The sequence below is a fragment of the Pseudomonas mandelii genome, from assembly GCF_024138395.1.
Lineage (GTDB): Bacteria > Pseudomonadota > Gammaproteobacteria > Pseudomonadales > Pseudomonadaceae > Aquipseudomonas > Aquipseudomonas mandelii_E.
Genome location: NZ_JAMYDU010000006.1, coordinates 168,485 through 185,763, shown reverse-complemented (window position 1 = coordinate 185,763; position 17,279 = coordinate 168,485). Strand labels below are relative to the sequence as shown.

The window sequence follows — 17,279 nt, the reverse complement described above, 5'->3', positions numbered from 1 at the left end:
ATCAACCCTCCTTCGCGGGCGTTGGAGCAGATTGACCGCTATCTTTCAGCGCCTTGGTCACTTCCGGCGGCATGTACTTTTCATCGTGCTTGGCCAGCACTTCGTCGGCCACCACCACGCCGTCAGCGTTGAGCTTGCCGAGGGCGACGATGCCCTGCCCTTCGCGGAACAGATCCGGCAGGATGCCGCGGTAGCTGATGGTCACGGATTTGTTGAAATCGGTGACGATGAATTTCACGTCCAGGGAATCGCCGGAACGCTGCAGCGAGCCAGCCTCGACCATGCCGCCCGCACGAATGCGCGTGCCTTGCGGCGCTTCGCCATTGGCGATCTGGGTCGGGGTGTAAAACAGATTGATGTTCTGCTGCAGGGCGCTCAGGGCCAGGCCGACGGCAGCGCCGACACCGACCAGGATCGCGAGAATGATGATAAGACGCTTTTTACGCAGCGGATTCACTGGCCGTTCTCCCGGCGCAGACGACGCGCCTCTTGTTGCAGATACCGCTTGCGGGCCAGGATCGGCGCCGCCACGTTGAGAGCCAGCACCGCCAGGCATATGCCATAGGCTGACCAGACATACAGGCCGTGATGGCCCATGGCGAGAAAGTCGCCGAATGAAGCGAAACTCATCGAGCGGCCTCCAGACTGTTCTGCACTTCGGTTTTCACCCAGCTCGCCCGGGCTTCGCGCTTGAGCACTTCAAGGCGCATGCGCAGCAACAGCACCGCGCCGAAGAAACAGTAGAAACCCAGCACCGTCAGCAGCAGTGGCAGCCACATCTCGGCGGGCATCGCCGGTTTTTCGGTGAGGGTGAAGGTCGCGCCCTGGTGCAGGGTGTTCCACCACTCCACCGAGTATTTGATGATCGGGATGTTGATCACGCCGACGATCGCCAGCACCGCACAGGCCTTGGCCGCACTGTCACGATTGCTGATGGCGTTGCCCAGCGCAATAAGACCGAAGTACAGAAACAGCAGAATCAGCATGGACGTCAGTCGCGCATCCCAGACCCACCACGAACCCCAGGTCGGTTTGCCCCAGATCGCGCCGGTGACCAGCGCCACGGCGGTCATCCAGGCACCGATCGGCGCGGCGCATTGCAGGGCGACGTCGGCCAGTTTCATTTTCCAGACCAGCCCGACGATGCCGCACACGGCCAGCATCACGTAGATGGACTGCGCCAGCATGGCGGCGGGAACGTGGATATAGATGATCCGAAAGCTGTTGCCTTGCTGATAGTCCGGCGGCGCGAAGGCCAGCCCCCAAACCACGCCGACGCTAATCAGCAGCAACGCCGCGACGCTCAGCCACGGCAACAGTTTGCCACTGATACCGTAAAACCATTTGGGTGAGCCGAGCTTATGAAACCAGGTCCAGTTCATTGCTGTTTCCATCACGGGAGCTCTTCGCTTTGAAGAACCAAGGGTCTGCCTTTCTTTCAAAAGAAAGCGATCAAAATTTGATCAGACCTCATTATTATTCGCCGACGCTGATCTTCAGGCCAGCAGCTATTGCAAAAGGTGTCAGGGTTATCGCCAGGGCGGTCAGGCTGCCAAGCCACAAGAGATAACCGGTCGCCGGCATGCCCTGCAATGCCGCCTGCAAAGCGCCACTGCCGAGAATCAACACCGGGATGTACAGCGGCAGAATCAACAGCGCCAGTAACAGGCCACCGCGCTTCAATCCTACCGTCAGCGCCGCGCCCACCGCGCCGAGCAGGCTCAGCACCGGTGTACCCAGCAATAAAGAAAGCAGCAACACCGGCAGACAGGCGGCAGGCAAACCCAGCATCAACGCCAGCAAGGGTGCGAGCAAAACCAGCGCCAGTCCGGAAAACGCCCAGTGTGCCAGCACCTTGGCCAAAACCAGAATAGGCAGGGGGTGCGGCGAAAGGACCCACTGCTCAAGCGATCCGTCTTCGAAATCACTGCGGAAGAGCCCGTCCAGCGAGAGCAAGACCGATAAAAGTGCTGCCACCCAGACCAACCCCGGGGACAAGGTTTGCAACAATTGAGGCCCGGCACCGACCGCCAATGGGAACAAAGAGACGACGATGGCGAAGAACACCAGCGGATTCGCCAATTCGGCAGGACGACGGAACAGCAAACGTGCCTCGCGGGCGACCAACAGGCCGAAAACACTCATACGGCCCAGTTCCCCAAATCAATATCGCGATAGCCGGCCGGCATCCGGGTCAGGGTGTGGTGAGTGGTCAGGACCACCATGCCACCTCGCTCGCAGTGCGCAGCCAGGTGTTCTTCGAGTTGCGCCACGCCTTGTTTGTCGAGCGCGGTGAACGGTTCGTCGAGGATCCACAGCGGCGGGCTGTCCAGGTATAACCGCGCCAAGGCCACGCGACGTTGCTGGCCCGCTGATAGAGTGTGGCAGGGAACATCCTCGAAACCGCGCAGCCCCACCGCCGTCAGCGCCTGCCAGATCGCCTCATGGGAGGCCGGTTGATGCAGGGCGCAGAGCCAACTGAGGTTTTCCTCGGGGGTCAGCAAGTCCTTGATCCCGGCGGCATGGCCGATCCACAACAGGTTGCGCGCCAGTTCGCTGCGCTGCTCATGCAATGGCTGGCCGTTTAGCAGTACTTGACCGGCGGTCGGGTGCATCAAACCGCAAAGCAGACGTAAAAGGCTGGTCTTGCCACTGCCGTTGGGGCCGCTGATTTGCAACATGTCGCCACTGGCCAGTCTCAATTCGAGATTTTCGAAGAGCAGCCGAAGGTCTCGCTCACAGGCAAGGGCAACGGTTTGCAGGACAGGACTGGTCAAGAGATCACGGGCCTTATACGGTTCAAGTCGGCTCTGGCGCGGCCGTTAAAGAGATGCAGAATAGATGTATTGGCGGCCCGTACTAGAGAGCTGCGTCAAATAATTGCAATGTTTCTGGCACTCTGTATACAACGGGGCAGCATTATACATGCCATCTCCTACTCTCAAGAGTGCAATTTCCCCAGGTTGTGACCGCGTATGACAGGCGAAATGAACATCCTCCCCCTACCACAGACCACACCGGCGACCACGCGTCCGCTGGCGGTCAATGGCGAATTGCTCAAGCTGCTGACGCCGATGGAGGGCCTGATTACGGCAGGTCAAACCGCCAAGGCTGAAGTGCTGTCGCTCAAGCAGGCGGATCAGACTTTTCAACTGTTGCTCAAGGTGACCCTCGACAACGGTCGCCAGACCACGGTCCAGGCCACCAGTACTCAGCCGTTGCCCCAAGGCACCAGCCTGGCGATCACTCAGCCATCGGCGGGTAACTTGGCGGTCACGGTGCCGCAGGCCATCGCCTCCAGCGTCGCCACCCTCACCCGCATCGACACCGCGCAACTGCCGGTCGGCACCTTGTTGCAAGGCAAAGTGCTGACCTCTCAGGTAATGCCGCAGGTGCCAGGCCAGCCGATGGTGTTTCGCTCGATGGTGAGCCTGCTCAACACGGCGCTGAGTGGCAGCACGCTGGGCATCGACAGCCCGACGCCACTGCGCATCGGCACCTTGCTCAGCGCCTTGGTGCAGGACACCCAGACCCTGAAATTCGTCCCGTTGAGCAGCCGTCAGGAACAGTTGGCGGTGACGCAACAATTGGTCAGCCAGCAAAGTCGCCAGGGTTCTCTGGATGGCTTGCTCAAACTCCTGCAAAACCTGCCGCCGCAATCGTCGGACCAGACCTCCATGGATATTCGCGTTGCCGTGGAAAAACTGCTCGCCGGCCTGCCGGATGTTCAGCAACTGAGTACACCCAAAGGCCTGGCCCAAGCGTTGGCCAACAGCGGCGTTTTTCTCGAAGCCAAATTGCTGACGGGGCAGAACCCTACGCTAACGCCTGACATGAAAGGCGACCTGCTCAAGCTGATCGCACAACTGACTCCGGCCCTGCCGACCAATACCAATCTCAACGCAATCATCGCCGCCAACACACTGGCCCAAGCCATGCCGAACTTCGTGCGCAGCGCTCTCGGCATGCTGGGGCAAGTTAGCGCCAAACCGTTACCCACCAGTTTCCCGCTCCCCGAGCGCCTGCTGCAAAGTCAGGACGGTGAAGGCGATCTGGAACACTTGCTACGTCTGGCAGCAGCGGCCGTCTCGCGCTTGCAAAGCCATCAACTGTCGAGCCTGGAACAGACCGGCCTCACCGACGACGGTCGCCTGCTCAGCACCTGGCAACTGGAAATCCCCATGCGCAACCTGCAAGACATCGTGCCGTTGCAGGTCAAATTCCAGCGCGAAGAAGCGCCCGAAAAAGAACAACCGCAGGAACGCCGCGACGAACGCGAGCCGAAACAACAACTGTGGCGCGTGGATCTGGCGTTCGATATGGAGCCGTTAGGGCCGTTGCAGATTCAGGCGCAGTTGATCAAAGGCAGCCTCTCCAGTCAGCTGTGGGCCGAGCGGCCGTACACCGCGAGCCTGATCGAAAGCAATCTGGCCGGGCTGCGCGAACGTCTGCTGGCGTCAGGCCTGAACGTCGGTGATCTGGATTGCCACCTCGGCACACCGCCTCAAGGCCCTCAAACCCGTCTCGAACAACGCTGGGTCGATGAAACCGCATGAACAAATCCACCGCACCGCGCCAGGCCATCGCCCTCAAATACGACGGCAGCCACGCCCCAACCCTCACCGCCAAGGGCGATGAGGAACTGGCGGAAGCCATTCTGCAGATTGCCCGCGATTACGAAGTGCCGATCTACGAAAACGCCGAGCTGGTGAAACTGCTGGCGCGGATGGAATTGGGGGAGAGTATTCCGGAAGAGTTGTATCGCACGATTGCCGAGATTATTGCGTTTGCGTGGAATTTGAAGGGTAAGTTTCCGGCAGGGCATGATCCGCATGCGGTGATAGTGGAGAAGGACATCTCCGACCGCGGGGATGATTATTGATCTTTGTTAAACGCAAAAAGATCGCAGCCTCGTTTCACTCGACAGCTCCTACATTGGGATGGTGCACGCCCTGTAGGAGCTGTCGAGTGAAACGAGGCTGCGATCTTTTGATCTTCTCAGTTCTTGTGCAACTTACTCATCAACTCCGCCTCAGCCTGGGTCAACCCGCAGGACTGAGTCAGTTCATCGACGCTGGCCCCCATCCCCACCAGGCGTGCTGCCTGAGCGAATGAAAGACTCGACGGATCTCGTTGCTCCAGCTGAGCCAGTTTGTCCGGCAACGGGCCGACGACGGCGCGCAGTTCGTGCAGGTCTTCACCCATGCGCACGTTGCCGTTCTGGTAGTCGTCGACGCGTTTGGCCAGGTCCTTGATGCGCTGATCGCGCAGCGCATCGCCCTTGGCCTGTTGCGCGGCGATCTGCCGCTGAGCGCGGATGTACGCCAGGAACATCGCCAGCGTGCCTGCCCAGAAGAGAAACAGGACAATGACAGCTACCTCAAGAATCAATCAGATACTCTCCAGTTCCGACCATTCTTCTTCGCTCATCATCTTGTCCAGCTCGACCAGGATCAGCAGTTCGTTGTTCTTGTTGCACACGCCTTGAATGAACTTGGCGGATTCTTCGTTACCGACGTTCGGCGCGGTCTCGATTTCCGACTGACGCAGGTAAACCACTTCAGCCACGCTGTCGACCATGATCCCGACCACTTGCTTGTCGGCTTCGATGATGACGATACGGGTGTTGTCGCTGATCTCGGCGTTCATCAGGCCGAAGCGCTGACGGGTGTCGATCACGGTGACCACGTTACCGCGCAGGTTAATGATGCCCAGCACGTAGCTCGGGGCACCCGGGACCGGGGCGATTTCGGTGTAGCGCAGGACTTCCTGAACGCGCATCACGTTGATGCCGTAGGTTTCGTTGTCCAGCTTGAAGGTTACCCATTGCAGGATCGGATCTTCGGAACCCTTTGCAGCTGTCGCCTTATCATTCATACCCTGACCCCTCAAAAAACCGCCCTGGCGGTGTGTGTTCTGTGCGACGGCACTGAATGCCGTCGCGTGTCTGTTATGCAGCTTTATGTCGGTTTATGGGTCGGCTTGCCGCCGCCCATGTGCTTTGCCCCACCGCTGGCAATCAGCTCGGCCAGCGCGGAAACATCGAGCAAGGCACACATGTGTTCAATCACCGTGCCCGCCAGCCATGGCCGTTGACCCCGGTGGCTGCGCCATTTGATTTCGTTCGGGTCCAGGCGCAATGAGCGGCTGACCTGATGCACCGCCAGCCCCCACTCGTAGCCCTGAACCGAAATAACGTATTGCAGGCCCTGACGGAAATCATCGCGATAACGATCCGGCATGACCCAGCGTGCGGTATCCAGCACTTTCAGGTTGCCGGCCTGGCTTGGCAGGATCCCGAGGAACCATTCCGGTTGACCGAACAACGGCGTCAGCTCGTGACCGGCCAGGGAATAAATCGAACCCAGGCACACCAGCGGCACTGCCAGGGTCAGCCCGGCGACGTCGAACAACAGGCATTCGAACGGCTCGGCAGCCCATGCCGGACGACCGTCGGTTTCCACCGGTGGCGGCGTGTTGCTTGGCGGCAGATGAACTTCGACCACCGGCGGCACCAACGCTTGCAGCAGTGGTGCAATCGTCGACACGGGCGCCAGAATCGGTGCCGGCGCTTCGATCACGGCCACGGGTGCTTTCACCATTGGCGCAACGATGGGTGCAGCGGTCACGGCCGGTTTCTGCGCATCGCGGGCCTGTTCTTCAAGCACGGCGGCCTGGAACTCATCCAGCGCAGCTTCAACCTCGACAACCTCGGGCAGCGACTCGACTTCTGGCGGCAACTCTTCGGTTGCGTCTTGCAGCAAATTGTCCAGATAAGACTGGAGGGCCAGTTGCGGACGTGAGGTGATCTTCACCGGCCGAGTCATGCGCGCACCTTTGTAGGAGCGAGGCTTGCCCGCGAAGAACGATAACTCGGTATAGCTGCCAAGACTGCGGCGTCTGCTTCGCGGGCAAGCCTCGCTCCTACAGGGATTGAGTTCATCTCAAGCCACCGCCGGAACAAGTTGCGCCGCCAGCAGATGCTTGAGCAGTGCGCGGTACGCGAGAACGCCACGGCTCTTGCCGTCGAATTGCGAAGGCGTCAGCCCTGCCCGGCTCGCGTCTCGCAAGCGGGTGTCGATCGGGATGTAGCCTTGCCAGATTTCTTCCGGGTACTTGTCGCGCAGCACGCGAAGAGTGCCGAGAGATGCTTGGGTGCGGCGGTCGAACAGGGTCGGCACAATGCTGAACGGCAGCGCCTGTTTGCGTGAGCGGTTGATCATCGCCAGGGTGTTGACCATGCGTTCCAGGCCTTTGACGGCCAAGTGTTCGGTCTGCACCGGGATCACCAACTGCTGGCTGGCCGCCAAGGCGTTGACCATCAGCACACCGAGCAACGGCGGGCTGTCGATCACGGCGTAATCGAAGTCCTGCCAAAGTTGCGCCAGGCTCTTGGCGATCACCAGGCCCAAACCACTCTGCCCCGGCGACTGACGCTCAAGGGTTGCCAGCGCGGTGCTCGATGGCAACAGGGAAATGCGTTCATCACTGGTGGGCATCAGCAACTGTCCGGGCAAACCTTGCGGCACGCTGCCCTTGTGCAGAAACAGGTCGTAGCTGCTGTGTTCCAGGCTGTCGGGGTCGTAACCGAAGTAGCTGGTCATGGAGCCGTGGGGGTCGAGATCGACCACAACCACGCGCTTGCCCGCCTCAGCCAGCAAACCGGCTAAAGCGATGGAGGAAGTGGTTTTACCGACACCACCCTTTTGATTGGCGACTGCCCAGACTCTCATTCGGATTGTTCCTCCCGGTCGAAAAGGTCGACCGAGAAATAGCTCAACGTATTAATGCGGGTGACGGAGAATTGACGGAGCTCTCTCGTCCCGGCGACTTGACCGGAGCCGGTGCAGTTTGTGTGCCAGCCCGCTTCAACGCGGCATCCGGTTGTGCATGAGCGGTTCCGGTACCGGTGAGGCTGCGGCGTACATCGAGATTTCGTGAAACCACCAGCACCACCCGACGGTTTCGCGCCCGGCCTTCGGCGGTGGCGTTATTGGCTACCGGCTGAAACTCGCCGTAACCCACCGACGCCAGACGACCGGGGTTCACACCCTGCATCGCCAGCATGCGCACGATGCTTGCCGAACGGGCCGAGGACAGCTCCCAGTTGGTCGGGTATTGCGCGGTGCGGATCGGTTGATCGTCAGTGAAGCCTTCGACGTGGATCGGGTTGTCGAACGGCCTCAGGATCGCGGCGACCTTGTCGATAATGCTGAATGCGATGTCGCTGGGCATGGCATCGCCACTGCCGAACAACAGGCTGGAATTGAGCTCGATCTCGACCCACAACTCGTTGCCGCGCACGGTCATCTGGTTGGAGCTGATCAGGTCGCCAAACGCCGCGCTGATGTCATCGGCAATGCTCTTGAGTGGATCGTTGGCGCCGGCGATACCGGCATCGATCTGTTCGCTGTCCTTGACCAGTGGCTTGGCCGGGGTCACGGTTTTTGGTCGCTCGTCACCAATCGGAATCGGCTTGAGGGCGCGATCGGAATCGGTAAACACTCCGATCAACGCCTCGGAAATGACTTTGTACTTGCCTTCGTTGATCGAAGAAATCGAGTACATCACCACGAAGAAAGCGAACAGCAACGTAATGAAGTCGGCGTAGGAAACGAGCCAGCGTTCATGGTTTACGTGTTCTTCAGGTTGCCTGCGACGTGCCATGGTTCATTTCCCCCATCAATCCATGAAGCCCTGAAGCTTCAACTCGATAGAGCGAGGGTTTTCACCTTCGGCGATCGACAGAATGCCTTCCAGCAACATCTCGCGATAACGCGACTGCCGCAACGCGATGGACTTGAGCTTGGCGGCAATCGGCAGCAGCATCAGGTTGGCACTGGCCACGCCATAGATGGTGGCAACAAAGGCAACGGCAATGCCGCTGCCCAATTGCGATGGATCGGCGAGGTTGCCCATGACATGGATCAGGCCCATCACCGCACCGATGATGCCGATGGTCGGCGCGTAGCCGCCCATGCTTTCAAAGACTTTGGCAGCTTCGATGTCGCGGCTTTCCTGGGTGTAGAAATCCACTTCCAGAATGCTGCGAATCGCTTCCGGCTCAGCGCCGTCCACCAGCAATTGCAAGCCTTTGCGCGAATAGCTGTCGGGTTCGGCGTCGGCCACCCCTTCCAGACCGAGCAAACCTTCCTTGCGGGCGGTCAGGCTCCAATTCACCACGCGATCCACGCCGCCGGCCAGGTCCACGCGAGGTGGAAACAGGATCCAGCCAAGAATCTGCATGGCGCGCTTGAAGGCACTCATCGGCGATTGCAGCAGCGCCGCGCCGATGGTCCCACCGAGTACGATCAACGCCGCCGGGCCGTTGGCCAGCGCGCCGAGGTGCCCGCCTTCGAGGTAGTTGCCGCCGATGATGGCGACGAACGCCATGATGATGCCGATCAGGCTGAGCACATCCATCAGACGCACGCCTCGACCAGATGCCGGCCAATATCGTCCAGGCTATAGACCGCGTCCGCGAGTTCGGCTTTGACGATCGCCATTGGCATGCCGTAGATCACGCAGCTGGCTTCATCCTGAGCCCAAATCGCACTGCCGCCCTGCTTGAGCAGACGCGCGCCTTCGCGACCGTCGGCGCCCATGCCGGTGAGTACCACCGCCAGAACTTTGTCGCCGTAGGATTTGGCCGCGGAACCGAAGGTGATGTCCACGCACGGTTTGTAGTTCAGACGCTCGTCGCCCGGCAGGATTTTTACCGCGCCACGGCCGTCGATCATCATTTGCTTGCCACCCGGCGCCAACAGCGCCAGGCCCGGACGCAGGATGTCGCCATCCTCGGCTTCCTTGACGCTGATGCGGCACAGCTTGTCCAGACGCTCGGCGAAGGCCTTGGTGAAGGCGGCCGGCATGTGCTGGATCAACACGATCGGTGCCGGGAAGTTGGCCGGCAACTGGGTCAGAACCCGTTGCAGGGCAACCGGGCCACCGGTGGAGGTGCCGATGGCGACCAGTTTATAGGCTTTGCGTTTCGGTGCCGGAGACGACGGCGTTGCAGCATGGCTGCGAGCCGGAATCGGTGCAGGTGCCGGACGCGCAGGCGCACTGCTGCCGTAGCTGCTGACACTCGAAGGCGCAGGTGTCGGGGTTGGTGCGGCCACGGGAGCCGGAGCGCTGTAAGTACTGGCGCGACGGTTACTGCGCGAGATGCTGAGAATCTTCTCGCACAGCAGCTGCTTGACCTTCTCCGGGTTACGCGAGATGTCTTCGAAATTTTTCGGCAGGAAGTCCACCGCGCCGGCGTCCAGCGCATCGAGGGTGACCCGCGCGCCTTCGTGCGTCAGCGAGGAGAACATCAACACCGGGGTCGGGCAGCGCTGCATGATGTGCCGCACTGCCGTGATGCCGTCCATCATTGGCATCTCGTAGTCCATGGTGATCACGTCTGGCTTGAGGGCCAGCGCCTGATCGATCGCCTCTTTGCCATTGGTCGCCGTACCGACGACCTGGATATTCGAATCCGCTGAAAGAATTTCCGAGACGCGGCGGCGGAAAAACCCCGAATCGTCCACCACCAGGACTTTGACTGCCATAAACACTCCGTTAGACGGGGCGAGGCTCAGTCGCCCCGCTCCCCCAGAATCAAATACGCCGTGCGGCGTAACGCTTGAGCATGCTCGGAACATCGAGAATCAGTGCAATGCGGCCGTCACCGGTGATGGTGGCGCCGGACATGCCCGGGGTTCCCTGGAGCATTTTGCCCAATGGCTTGATGACCACTTCTTCCTGACCCACCAGTTGATCGACGACGAAGCCGATCCGCTGAGTGCCCACCGAAAGAATCACCACATGGCCTTCGCGCTGCTCTTCGTGAGCGGCGGAGCTGACCAGCCAGCGTTTGAGGTAGAACAGAGGCAGCGCCTTGTCCCGCACGATCACCACTTCCTGGCCGTCCACCACGTTGGTGCGCGACAGGTCGAGGTGGAAGATCTCGTTGACGTTCACCAGCGGGAACGCGAACGCCTGGTTGCCGAGCATGACCATCAGCGTCGGCATGATCGCCAAGGTCAACGGGACCTTGATGACGATCTTCGAGCCCTTGCCCTTGGTCGAGTAGATATTGATGGTGCCGTTGAGCTGGGCGATCTTGGTTTTCACCACGTCCATGCCCACGCCGCGCCCGGAGACGTCGGAAATTTCGGTCTTGGTCGAGAAGCCCGGCGCGAAGATCAGGTTGAAGCAATCCGACTCGCTGAGACGGTCCGCCGCATCCTTGTCCATCAGACCTTTCTTCACGGCGATACCGCGCAGAACATCAGCGTCCATGCCTTTGCCATCATCGGAGATGGACAGCAGGATGTGGTCGCCTTCCTGTTCCGCGGACAGGATCACCTTGCCGCTGCGAGGCTTGCCCATCGCTTCGCGCTCAGCCGGCTCTTCAATACCGTGGTCGACCGAGTTGCGCACCAAGTGGACCAGCGGGTCGGCCAAGGCCTCGACGAGGTTCTTGTCGAGGTCGGTTTCTTCGCCAACCAGCTCCAGGTTGATCTCTTTCTTGAGCTGGCGAGCCAGGTCGCGAACCAGACGCGGGAAGCGCCCGAAGACTTTCTTGATCGGCTGCATCCGGGTCTTCATGACCGCGGTTTGCAGGTCGGCCGTGACCACGTCGAGGTTCGACACAGCCTTGGACATGGCTTCGTCGCCGCTGTTGAGGCCCAGACGGACCAAGCGGTTACGCACCAGTACCAACTCGCCGACCATGTTCATGATTTCGTCGAGACGCGCGGTATCGACCCGCACGGTGGTCTCGGCTTCGCTGGCCGGTTTTTCCGGTGGCGGCGCAGCCGGGGCACGAGCAGGCGCCGGTGCAGCAGCGGCGGCAGGCTTGGGTGCTTCGGCTTTTGGCTCGGGCGCTTTGGCGACAGGTGCCGGTGCCTTGGCGACTGGGATTGCTACTGCGGAAGCAGCAGCACCTGTGCCCACTTCAGTGAACTTGCCCTTGCCATGCAATTCGTCGAGCAGCGATTCGAACTCGTGATCGGAGATCAGATCGCCGCCGGCCGCTTTAGCGGTTGGCGCAGCCGGGGCCGGGGCCGAAGCAATCGCCGATTCCAGCGCATCGACTGCAAAGTTGCCTTTGCCGTGCAACTGATCGAGCAGTGCTTCGAACTCGTCGTCGGTGATGTCGGAGCTGTCGCCTGCCGCTTTCGGGGCAGCCGGTGCGGCGGGCGCCGCGACTACTGCATCGGCGGCGAACTGGCCTTTGCCGTGCAATTGATCGAGCAACGACTCGAACTCGGCATCGGTGATTTCGTCGCTGGTGGCCGCATCGCTGGTCGGCGCCGGTGCAGAAACAGCGGCTGGCGCCTCGGCCTGAGCCTTGACGGCATTCAGCGAGTCCAGCAATTGTTCGAATTCGTTATCGGTGATGTCGCCTGATTCGCTTTCGGCGGCTGGTGCTTGCACCGCTTCAGCGACAGGTGCCGCTTCGTCGGCGGTTTGCGGCTCGGCCAAACGGGCCAACGCTGCAAGCAACTCAGGCGTGGCAGCCGTGATCGGGCTGCGTTCGCGGACTTCGCTGAACATGCCGTTCACCGCGTCCAATGCTTCGAGAACCACGTCCATCAGTTCCGAGTCGACGCGTCGTTCACCCTTGCGCAGGATGTCGAACACGTTCTCGGCGATGTGACAGCACTCCACCAGCTCGTTGAGCTGGAGGAAGCCGGCGCCCCCTTTTACAGTGTGAAAACCGCGAAAAATTGCATTGAGCAAATCCGCATCATCCGGTCGGCTTTCAAGCTCGACCAGCTGTTCGGACAGTTGCTCTAGAATCTCGCCGGCCTCAACCAGGAAATCCTGAAGGATCTCTTCATCGGCGCCGAAGCTCATTAAGGGGGTGCTCCTACAGGTCTAAAAACCTAAAAAACCTAAAACTCTAAAATTTAGAATCCCAGGCTGGATAGCAAATCGTCCACATCGTCCTGACCGGACACAACGTCTTCTCTTTTATCGGCATGAATCTGCGGACCTTCACCCTGAGAGAGATGTTTTTGCGGATCTTTTTCAGCCAGCATCGCTTCACGGTCATGTTCGATACCCGCAAAGCGGTCGACCTGACTGGCCATGAGCACGAGCTTGAGCAGGTTGCTTTCTACTTCGGTGACTAATTGGGTCACGCGCTTGATCACCTGACCGGTGAGGTCCTGGTAATCCTGGGCCAGCAGAATGTCGTTGAGGTTGCTCGACACGATGCGGTTGTCTTCGCTGCTGCGTGTCAGGAAACCGTCGACCCGCCGGGCCAGTTCACGGAACTCTTCAGCCCCGACTTCGCGACGCATGAACCGTCCCCAATCCGTGCTCAGCGCCTGAGCTTCGTCGCTCAGGCTGTTGATCAGCGGCGTGGCGTTTTCCACCAGGTCCATGGTGCGGTTGGCCGCGGCCTCGGTCAGCTTGACCACATAACCCAGGCGCTCGGTGGCATCCGTGATCTGAGACACTTCCTCGGCTTGCGGCATGTGCGGGTCAATCTGGAAATTGACGATCGCGCTATGCAGCTCGCGGGTGAGCTTGCCCACTTCCTGATACAGGCCGCGGTCACGGGTCTGGTTGAGCTCATGGATCAGTTGCACAGCGTCGCCGAACCTGCCTTTTTCAAGGCTTTCGACCAGTTCGACCGCGTGTTTTTTCAGGGTCGACTCGAAATCGCCCTGTGAAGATTCGTTTTGCTCCATAGCTCCCCCGTGACGGACTGGCTTTGCACATCAACCGATGCGTTCGAAGATCTTTTCAATCTTGTCTTTCAACGCTTGAGCCGTGAATGGCTTGACCACATAGCCGTTCACACCCGCCTGAGCGGCTTCGATGATTTGCTCGCGCTTGGCTTCGGCCGTAACCATCAACACCGGCAGGTGTTTGAGTTTTTCATCGGCACGCACGTGGCGCAGCAGATCGATACCGGTCATGCCGGGCATGTTCCAGTCCGTTACCAGAAAGTCGATGCTCCCGCTGTTGAGGACCGGAATCGCGGTAATACCGTCATCCGCCTCGACCGTGTTGGTGAACCCAAGGTCACGCAACAGGTTTTTTATGATCCGCCGCATCGTCGAGAAGTCATCAACGATGAGGATTTTCATATTCTTGTCCAATTCGACCTCCAAGCAGTCTTAAAACGCGCGCAGCACCTGAACGCGCCGTTCAATCAATTCGGCGTAACACTCAACAGTTGTATGGATTACAACGGGCCGTGGCTGATGCAGCAAAATGCCGTACCAACCTCGTTCGCAGTGTCCCCACACTGCCTGTCAGCGCGCTCGCCACTCCCCCAAACGCCCCCGCAAACGGGCCGCGCACTGGCTGTGTAACTGGCTGACCCGCGATTCGCTGACCCCCAGGACCTCACCGATTTCCTTGAGATTCAACTCTTCGTCGTAGTACAGCGCCAACACCAGTCGCTCACGCTCCGGCAAATTGGCAATCGCGTCCGCCAGCGCCGCCTGGAAGCGTTCATCTTCCAGATCGCGTGACGGCTCGAGATGAGCACTGGCGCCATCCTCATGCAGCCCTTCGTGTTCGCCGTCCTGCAACAGATCGTCGAAACTGAATAACCGGCTGCCCAGGGTGTCGTTCAAAATCCCGTAATAATCATCGAGACTCAATTGGAGTTCGGCCGCAACTTCGTGATCTTTAGCGTCACGGCCGGTTTTAGCTTCAATCGAGCGAATCGCGTCGCTGACCATGCGGGTATTGCGGTGAACCGAACGTGGCGCCCAGTCCCCCTTGCGCACTTCATCGAGCATCGCGCCGCGGATTCGAATGCCCGCGTACGTCTCGAAACTCGCGCCTTTGCTGGCGTCGTATTTGGTTGATACTTCAAGCAGGCCGATCATCCCGGCCTGGATCAGGTCTTCGACCTGGACACTGGCCGGCAAACGCGCCAGCAGGTGGTAGGCAATGCGTTTGACCAGTGGCGCGTAACGCTCGATCAGCTCGTACTGCGCGTCACGTGCCGATTTCTTGTAGAGGTTGTAGCCACTGGCTGTCATAGGACGGGTCCTGCGGTCTGTTGCACGAGGCGCTCGACGAAAAACTCCAGATGCCCACGCGGGTTGGCCGGCAGCGGCCAGGTATCGACCTTCTGCGCAATGGCCTTGAACGCCAGGGCGCACTTGGAACGCGGGAAGGCTTCGTAGACGGCACGCTGCTTCTGCACAGCCTTGCGCACGCTTTCGTCGTAAGGCACCGCGCCGACGTATTGCAAGGCGACGTCGAGGAAACGATCCGTGACCTTGGTCAACTTGGCGAACAGGTTGCGGCCTTCCTGCGGGCTCTGCGCCATGTTGGCCAGGACGCGGAAACGATTCATGCCGTAGTCGCGGTTAAGCAGTTTGATCAGCGCGTAGGCGTCAGTGATCGAGGTCGGCTCGTCGCACACCACCAGCAATACTTCTTGGGCGGCGCGCACGAAACTGACTACCGAGTCACCAATGCCCGCAGCGGTGTCGATCACCAATACGTCGAGATTGTCGCCGATGTCGCTGAAAGCCTGGATCAGGCCGGCATGCTGGGCCGGGCTCAGATGAACCATGCTCTGGGTGCCGGACGCAGCCGGAACGATGCGAATACCGCCGGGCCCTTGCAACAGCACGTCGCGCAGTTCACAGCGGCCTTCGATCACGTCGGCCAGGGTACGTTTGGGTGTCAGCCCCAGCAGGACGTCGACGTTCGCCAGCCCCAGATCGGCATCCAGCAGCATGACGCGCCGGCCGAGCTCTGCTAGAGCCAGGGACAAGTTCACTGACACGTTAGTCTTCCCGACGCCACCTTTGCCGCCGGTCACCGCGATCACCTGTACGGGATGCATGCTGCCCATGTTATTTCTTTACCTTGTCTTACTTAGACGGAGGCCACATTACTGGCTGCGCGTTCACCAACTGAACAATGCATGGCAGACCATCGATGTAGGTACAAAAACCGTTCATTAACACCTCAGCCGACCCGCTTGGTCGGACTGTGGTAAAGGTCAGCGAACATGTCAGCCATGGCTTCTTCGCTGGGTTCTTCCTGCATTTGCACGCTAACGGCGCGACTGACCAACTGATGACGACGCGGCAGATGCAAATCATCCGGGATCCGCGGGCCATCGGTCAGGTAAGCCACCGGCAGTTCATGACTGATAGCCAGGCTCAACACCTCGCCCAAGCTTGCCGTTTCATCCAGTTTAGTCAGGATGCAGCCGGCAAGGCCGCAACGTTTGTAACTGTGATAAGCGGCGGTTAGAACCTGTTTCTGGCTAGTGGTTGCCAAGACCAGATAATTTTTTGATTTGATGCCCCGTCCGGCCAGGCTTTCCAGTTGCATGCGCAGAGCCGGATCGCTGGCCTGCAGGCCGGCGGTATCGATCAGCACCACGCGTTTGCGCAGCAAAGGCTCCATTGCCTGCACCAGCGATTGGCCCGGGTCGACGTGGGTGACCGACACATTGAGGATGCGGCCCAGCGTCTTGAGCTGTTCCTGAGCTCCGATGCGGTAGCTGTCCATGCTCACCAGCGCGATGTTCTGCGCGCCGTACTTGAGCACATAACGGGCCGCGAGTTTGGCCAGCGTGGTGGTCTTGCCCATGCCGGCCGGGCCGACCATCGCAATCACACCGCCCTCTTCTAGCGGCTCGACTTCCGGGGTAGCGATCATCCGCGCCAGGTGCGCGAGCAACATGCGCCAGGCCTGACGGGGTTCTTCAATATCGGTAATCAATGCCAGCAGATCGCGCGACAACGGGCCGGACAGACCGATGCGTTGCAGGCGACGCCAGAGGTTGGCCTGGGCCGGACGGCTGCCTTGCAGCTGATTCCAGGCCAGCGACCCCAGTTGCACTTCCATCAGTTCACGTAGGCTGTTGAGCTCGAAACGCATCGAGTCGAATGCACGCGGGTCAACGCCACCGGAGGCTGGCGCAGGGGCCGGCGCTGCACGACGAGGTTCGGCGTAGGTCGGCTCGATCAGTGGCTCGGCGGCAGTCAACGGCAGGCCGGCGAACAATTGGCGATTGGTGGTCTTGTCGCTCTCGCCATCGCTACGCAGGCTCAGTTCGGCCTGGGCGGTGACGATCCGCGACTGGGTCTTGCGCAGCTCGTCCTCGAGTTCCATGTTCGGAACACGCGGGGCCAGCGCCGACAATTTGTAATCCAGGGCAGCCGTCAGCTCGACACCGCCGGCGATCCGGCGGTTGCCAATGATGGCGGCATCAGCGCCCAGCTCATCACGAACCAGTTTCATGGCCTGACGCATATCGGCGGCGAAAAAACGCTTAACTTGCATAAACC

20 protein-coding genes are annotated in these 17,279 nt (G+C 60.1%); 2 read left to right on the top strand and 18 right to left on the bottom strand.

What is annotated here, in order from left to right; all coding sequences use genetic code 11:
- Nucleotide 1: 1 nt before the first annotated feature.
- From ccmE to ccmA, 5 genes are all read right to left on the bottom strand, one after another.
- Entirely contained in the window at nt 2-457 is a 456-nt protein-coding gene (ccmE, locus tag NHU87_RS12930; RefSeq protein ID WP_253548856.1) for a cytochrome c maturation protein CcmE, read from the bottom strand.
- Nucleotides 454-630: a heme exporter protein CcmD gene (gene ccmD, locus NHU87_RS12925; protein ID WP_007939192.1), complete on the bottom strand. Its 177-nt coding sequence runs from the start codon at nt 628-630 to the stop codon at nt 454-456. Before ccmD ends, ccmE begins: the two co-directional genes overlap by 4 nt.
- Nucleotides 627-1,382, bottom strand: a complete 756-nt coding sequence (locus NHU87_RS12920; RefSeq protein WP_253548854.1) for a heme ABC transporter permease — start codon at nt 1,380-1,382, stop codon at nt 627-629. The genes ccmD and NHU87_RS12920 overlap by 4 nt, the downstream gene beginning before the upstream one ends.
- A gap of 94 nt (nt 1,383-1,476) precedes the next feature.
- The gene (gene ccmB, locus NHU87_RS12915) at nt 1,477-2,145 is read right to left on the bottom strand and encodes a heme exporter protein CcmB (RefSeq protein ID WP_008072659.1); all 669 of its coding nucleotides are present in this window, start codon (nt 2,143-2,145) and stop codon (nt 1,477-1,479) included.
- Complete coding sequence (ccmA, locus tag NHU87_RS12910) at nt 2,142-2,777, bottom strand: cytochrome c biogenesis heme-transporting ATPase CcmA (RefSeq protein ID WP_253548852.1); 636 nt, start codon at nt 2,775-2,777, stop codon at nt 2,142-2,144. The genes ccmB and ccmA overlap by 4 nt, the downstream gene beginning before the upstream one ends.
- A gap of 198 nt (nt 2,778-2,975) precedes the next feature.
- Here ccmA and NHU87_RS12905 point away from each other — a divergent pair, with 198 nt between their 5' ends.
- On the top strand, nt 2,976-4,556 hold the full coding sequence (locus NHU87_RS12905) for a flagellar hook-length control protein FliK (protein WP_253548850.1): 1,581 nt from the start codon (nt 2,976-2,978) through the stop codon (nt 4,554-4,556).
- Entirely contained in the window at nt 4,553-4,882 is a 330-nt protein-coding gene (locus NHU87_RS12900; protein WP_253548849.1) for an EscU/YscU/HrcU family type III secretion system export apparatus switch protein, read from the top strand. Before NHU87_RS12905 ends, NHU87_RS12900 begins: the two co-directional genes overlap by 4 nt.
- Nucleotides 4,883-4,998: 116 nt before the next feature.
- Here the strand turns inward: NHU87_RS12900 and NHU87_RS12895 are convergent, their stop codons facing one another.
- The 13 genes from NHU87_RS12895 to flhF form a co-directional block, all read right to left on the bottom strand.
- Nucleotides 4,999-5,391 (bottom strand): DUF2802 domain-containing protein, encoded by a 393-nt coding sequence (locus NHU87_RS12895; protein ID WP_253548846.1) that lies wholly within the window; start codon nt 5,389-5,391, stop codon nt 4,999-5,001.
- Nucleotides 5,392-5,877 carry a chemotaxis protein CheW gene (locus tag NHU87_RS12890; protein ID WP_007980742.1) on the bottom strand — a complete coding sequence of 162 codons (486 nt, stop codon included), beginning with the start codon at nt 5,875-5,877 and terminating at the stop codon, nt 5,392-5,394.
- Between the two features lie 83 nt (nt 5,878-5,960).
- Nucleotides 5,961-6,827 (bottom strand): CheW domain-containing protein, encoded by an 867-nt coding sequence (locus tag NHU87_RS12885; protein ID WP_253548844.1) that lies wholly within the window; start codon nt 6,825-6,827, stop codon nt 5,961-5,963.
- Between the two features lie 117 nt (nt 6,828-6,944).
- A complete protein-coding gene (locus NHU87_RS12880; RefSeq protein ID WP_192345724.1) occupies nt 6,945-7,733 on the bottom strand; it encodes a ParA family protein in 789 nt (262 codons plus the stop codon).
- Between the two features lie 43 nt (nt 7,734-7,776).
- Complete coding sequence (gene motD, locus NHU87_RS12875) at nt 7,777-8,667, bottom strand: flagellar motor protein MotD (RefSeq protein WP_253548842.1); 891 nt, start codon at nt 8,665-8,667, stop codon at nt 7,777-7,779.
- A 15-nt stretch (nt 8,668-8,682) separates the two neighbouring features.
- Entirely contained in the window at nt 8,683-9,423 is a 741-nt protein-coding gene (locus tag NHU87_RS12870; protein ID WP_253548840.1) for a flagellar motor protein, read from the bottom strand.
- Nucleotides 9,423-10,553 carry a protein-glutamate methylesterase/protein-glutamine glutaminase gene (locus NHU87_RS12865; protein ID WP_253548838.1) on the bottom strand — a complete coding sequence of 377 codons (1,131 nt, stop codon included), beginning with the start codon at nt 10,551-10,553 and terminating at the stop codon, nt 9,423-9,425. The genes NHU87_RS12870 and NHU87_RS12865 overlap by 1 nt, the downstream gene beginning before the upstream one ends.
- A 49-nt stretch (nt 10,554-10,602) precedes the next feature.
- Nucleotides 10,603-12,849, bottom strand: a complete 2,247-nt coding sequence (locus NHU87_RS12860; RefSeq protein WP_253548836.1) for a chemotaxis protein CheA — start codon at nt 12,847-12,849, stop codon at nt 10,603-10,605.
- A gap of 53 nt (nt 12,850-12,902) precedes the next feature.
- On the bottom strand, nt 12,903-13,691 hold the full coding sequence (locus NHU87_RS12855; RefSeq protein WP_253548834.1) for a protein phosphatase CheZ: 789 nt from the start codon (nt 13,689-13,691) through the stop codon (nt 12,903-12,905).
- 30 nt (nt 13,692-13,721) lie between these two features.
- Nucleotides 13,722-14,093: a chemotaxis response regulator CheY gene (locus NHU87_RS12850; protein ID WP_008072643.1), complete on the bottom strand. Its 372-nt coding sequence runs from the start codon at nt 14,091-14,093 to the stop codon at nt 13,722-13,724.
- A 168-nt stretch (nt 14,094-14,261) separates the two neighbouring features.
- Entirely contained in the window at nt 14,262-15,002 is a 741-nt protein-coding gene (fliA, locus tag NHU87_RS12845; protein WP_007894214.1) for an RNA polymerase sigma factor FliA, read from the bottom strand.
- On the bottom strand, nt 14,999-15,829 hold the full coding sequence (gene fleN, locus NHU87_RS12840; protein WP_003222917.1) for a flagellar synthesis regulator FleN: 831 nt from the start codon (nt 15,827-15,829) through the stop codon (nt 14,999-15,001). Before fleN ends, fliA begins: the two co-directional genes overlap by 4 nt.
- A 116-nt stretch (nt 15,830-15,945) precedes the next feature.
- Nucleotides 15,946-17,274 carry a flagellar biosynthesis protein FlhF gene (gene flhF, locus NHU87_RS12835; protein WP_253548832.1) on the bottom strand — a complete coding sequence of 443 codons (1,329 nt, stop codon included), beginning with the start codon at nt 17,272-17,274 and terminating at the stop codon, nt 15,946-15,948.
- Between the last annotated feature and the right edge of the window lie 5 nt (nt 17,275-17,279).

What these genes read in the sequence shown, in the direction of transcription:
- ccmD (WP_007939192.1), bottom strand. Translation starts at nt 630, where the DNA reads ATGAGTTTCGCTTCATTCGGCGACTTTCTCGCCATGGGCCATCACGGC.
- NHU87_RS12920 (WP_253548854.1), bottom strand. Translation starts at nt 1,382, where the DNA reads ATGAACTGGACCTGGTTTCATAAGCTCGGCTCACCCAAATGGTTTTAC.
- ccmB (WP_008072659.1), bottom strand. Translation starts at nt 2,145, where the DNA reads ATGAGTGTTTTCGGCCTGTTGGTCGCCCGCGAGGCACGTTTGCTGTTC.
- NHU87_RS12905 (WP_253548850.1), top strand. Translation starts at nt 2,976, where the DNA reads ATGACAGGCGAAATGAACATCCTCCCCCTACCACAGACCACACCGGCG.
- NHU87_RS12900 (WP_253548849.1), top strand. Translation starts at nt 4,553, where the DNA reads ATGAACAAATCCACCGCACCGCGCCAGGCCATCGCCCTCAAATACGAC.
- NHU87_RS12890 (WP_007980742.1), bottom strand. Translation starts at nt 5,877, where the DNA reads ATGAATGATAAGGCGACAGCTGCAAAGGGTTCCGAAGATCCGATCCTG.
- NHU87_RS12885 (WP_253548844.1), bottom strand. Translation starts at nt 6,827, where the DNA reads ATGACTCGGCCGGTGAAGATCACCTCACGTCCGCAACTGGCCCTCCAG.
- NHU87_RS12880 (WP_192345724.1), bottom strand. Translation starts at nt 7,733, where the DNA reads ATGAGAGTCTGGGCAGTCGCCAATCAAAAGGGTGGTGTCGGTAAAACC.
- motD (WP_253548842.1), bottom strand. Translation starts at nt 8,667, where the DNA reads ATGGCACGTCGCAGGCAACCTGAAGAACACGTAAACCATGAACGCTGG.
- NHU87_RS12870 (WP_253548840.1), bottom strand. Translation starts at nt 9,423, where the DNA reads ATGGATGTGCTCAGCCTGATCGGCATCATCATGGCGTTCGTCGCCATC.
- NHU87_RS12865 (WP_253548838.1), bottom strand. Translation starts at nt 10,553, where the DNA reads ATGGCAGTCAAAGTCCTGGTGGTGGACGATTCGGGGTTTTTCCGCCGC.
- NHU87_RS12860 (WP_253548836.1), bottom strand. Translation starts at nt 12,849, where the DNA reads ATGAGCTTCGGCGCCGATGAAGAGATCCTTCAGGATTTCCTGGTTGAG.
- NHU87_RS12855 (WP_253548834.1), bottom strand. Translation starts at nt 13,691, where the DNA reads ATGGAGCAAAACGAATCTTCACAGGGCGATTTCGAGTCGACCCTGAAA.
- NHU87_RS12850 (WP_008072643.1), bottom strand. Translation starts at nt 14,093, where the DNA reads ATGAAAATCCTCATCGTTGATGACTTCTCGACGATGCGGCGGATCATA.
- fliA (WP_007894214.1), bottom strand. Translation starts at nt 15,002, where the DNA reads ATGACAGCCAGTGGCTACAACCTCTACAAGAAATCGGCACGTGACGCG.
- fleN (WP_003222917.1), bottom strand. Translation starts at nt 15,829, where the DNA reads ATGGGCAGCATGCATCCCGTACAGGTGATCGCGGTGACCGGCGGCAAA.
- flhF (WP_253548832.1), bottom strand. Translation starts at nt 17,274, where the DNA reads ATGCAAGTTAAGCGTTTTTTCGCCGCCGATATGCGTCAGGCCATGAAA.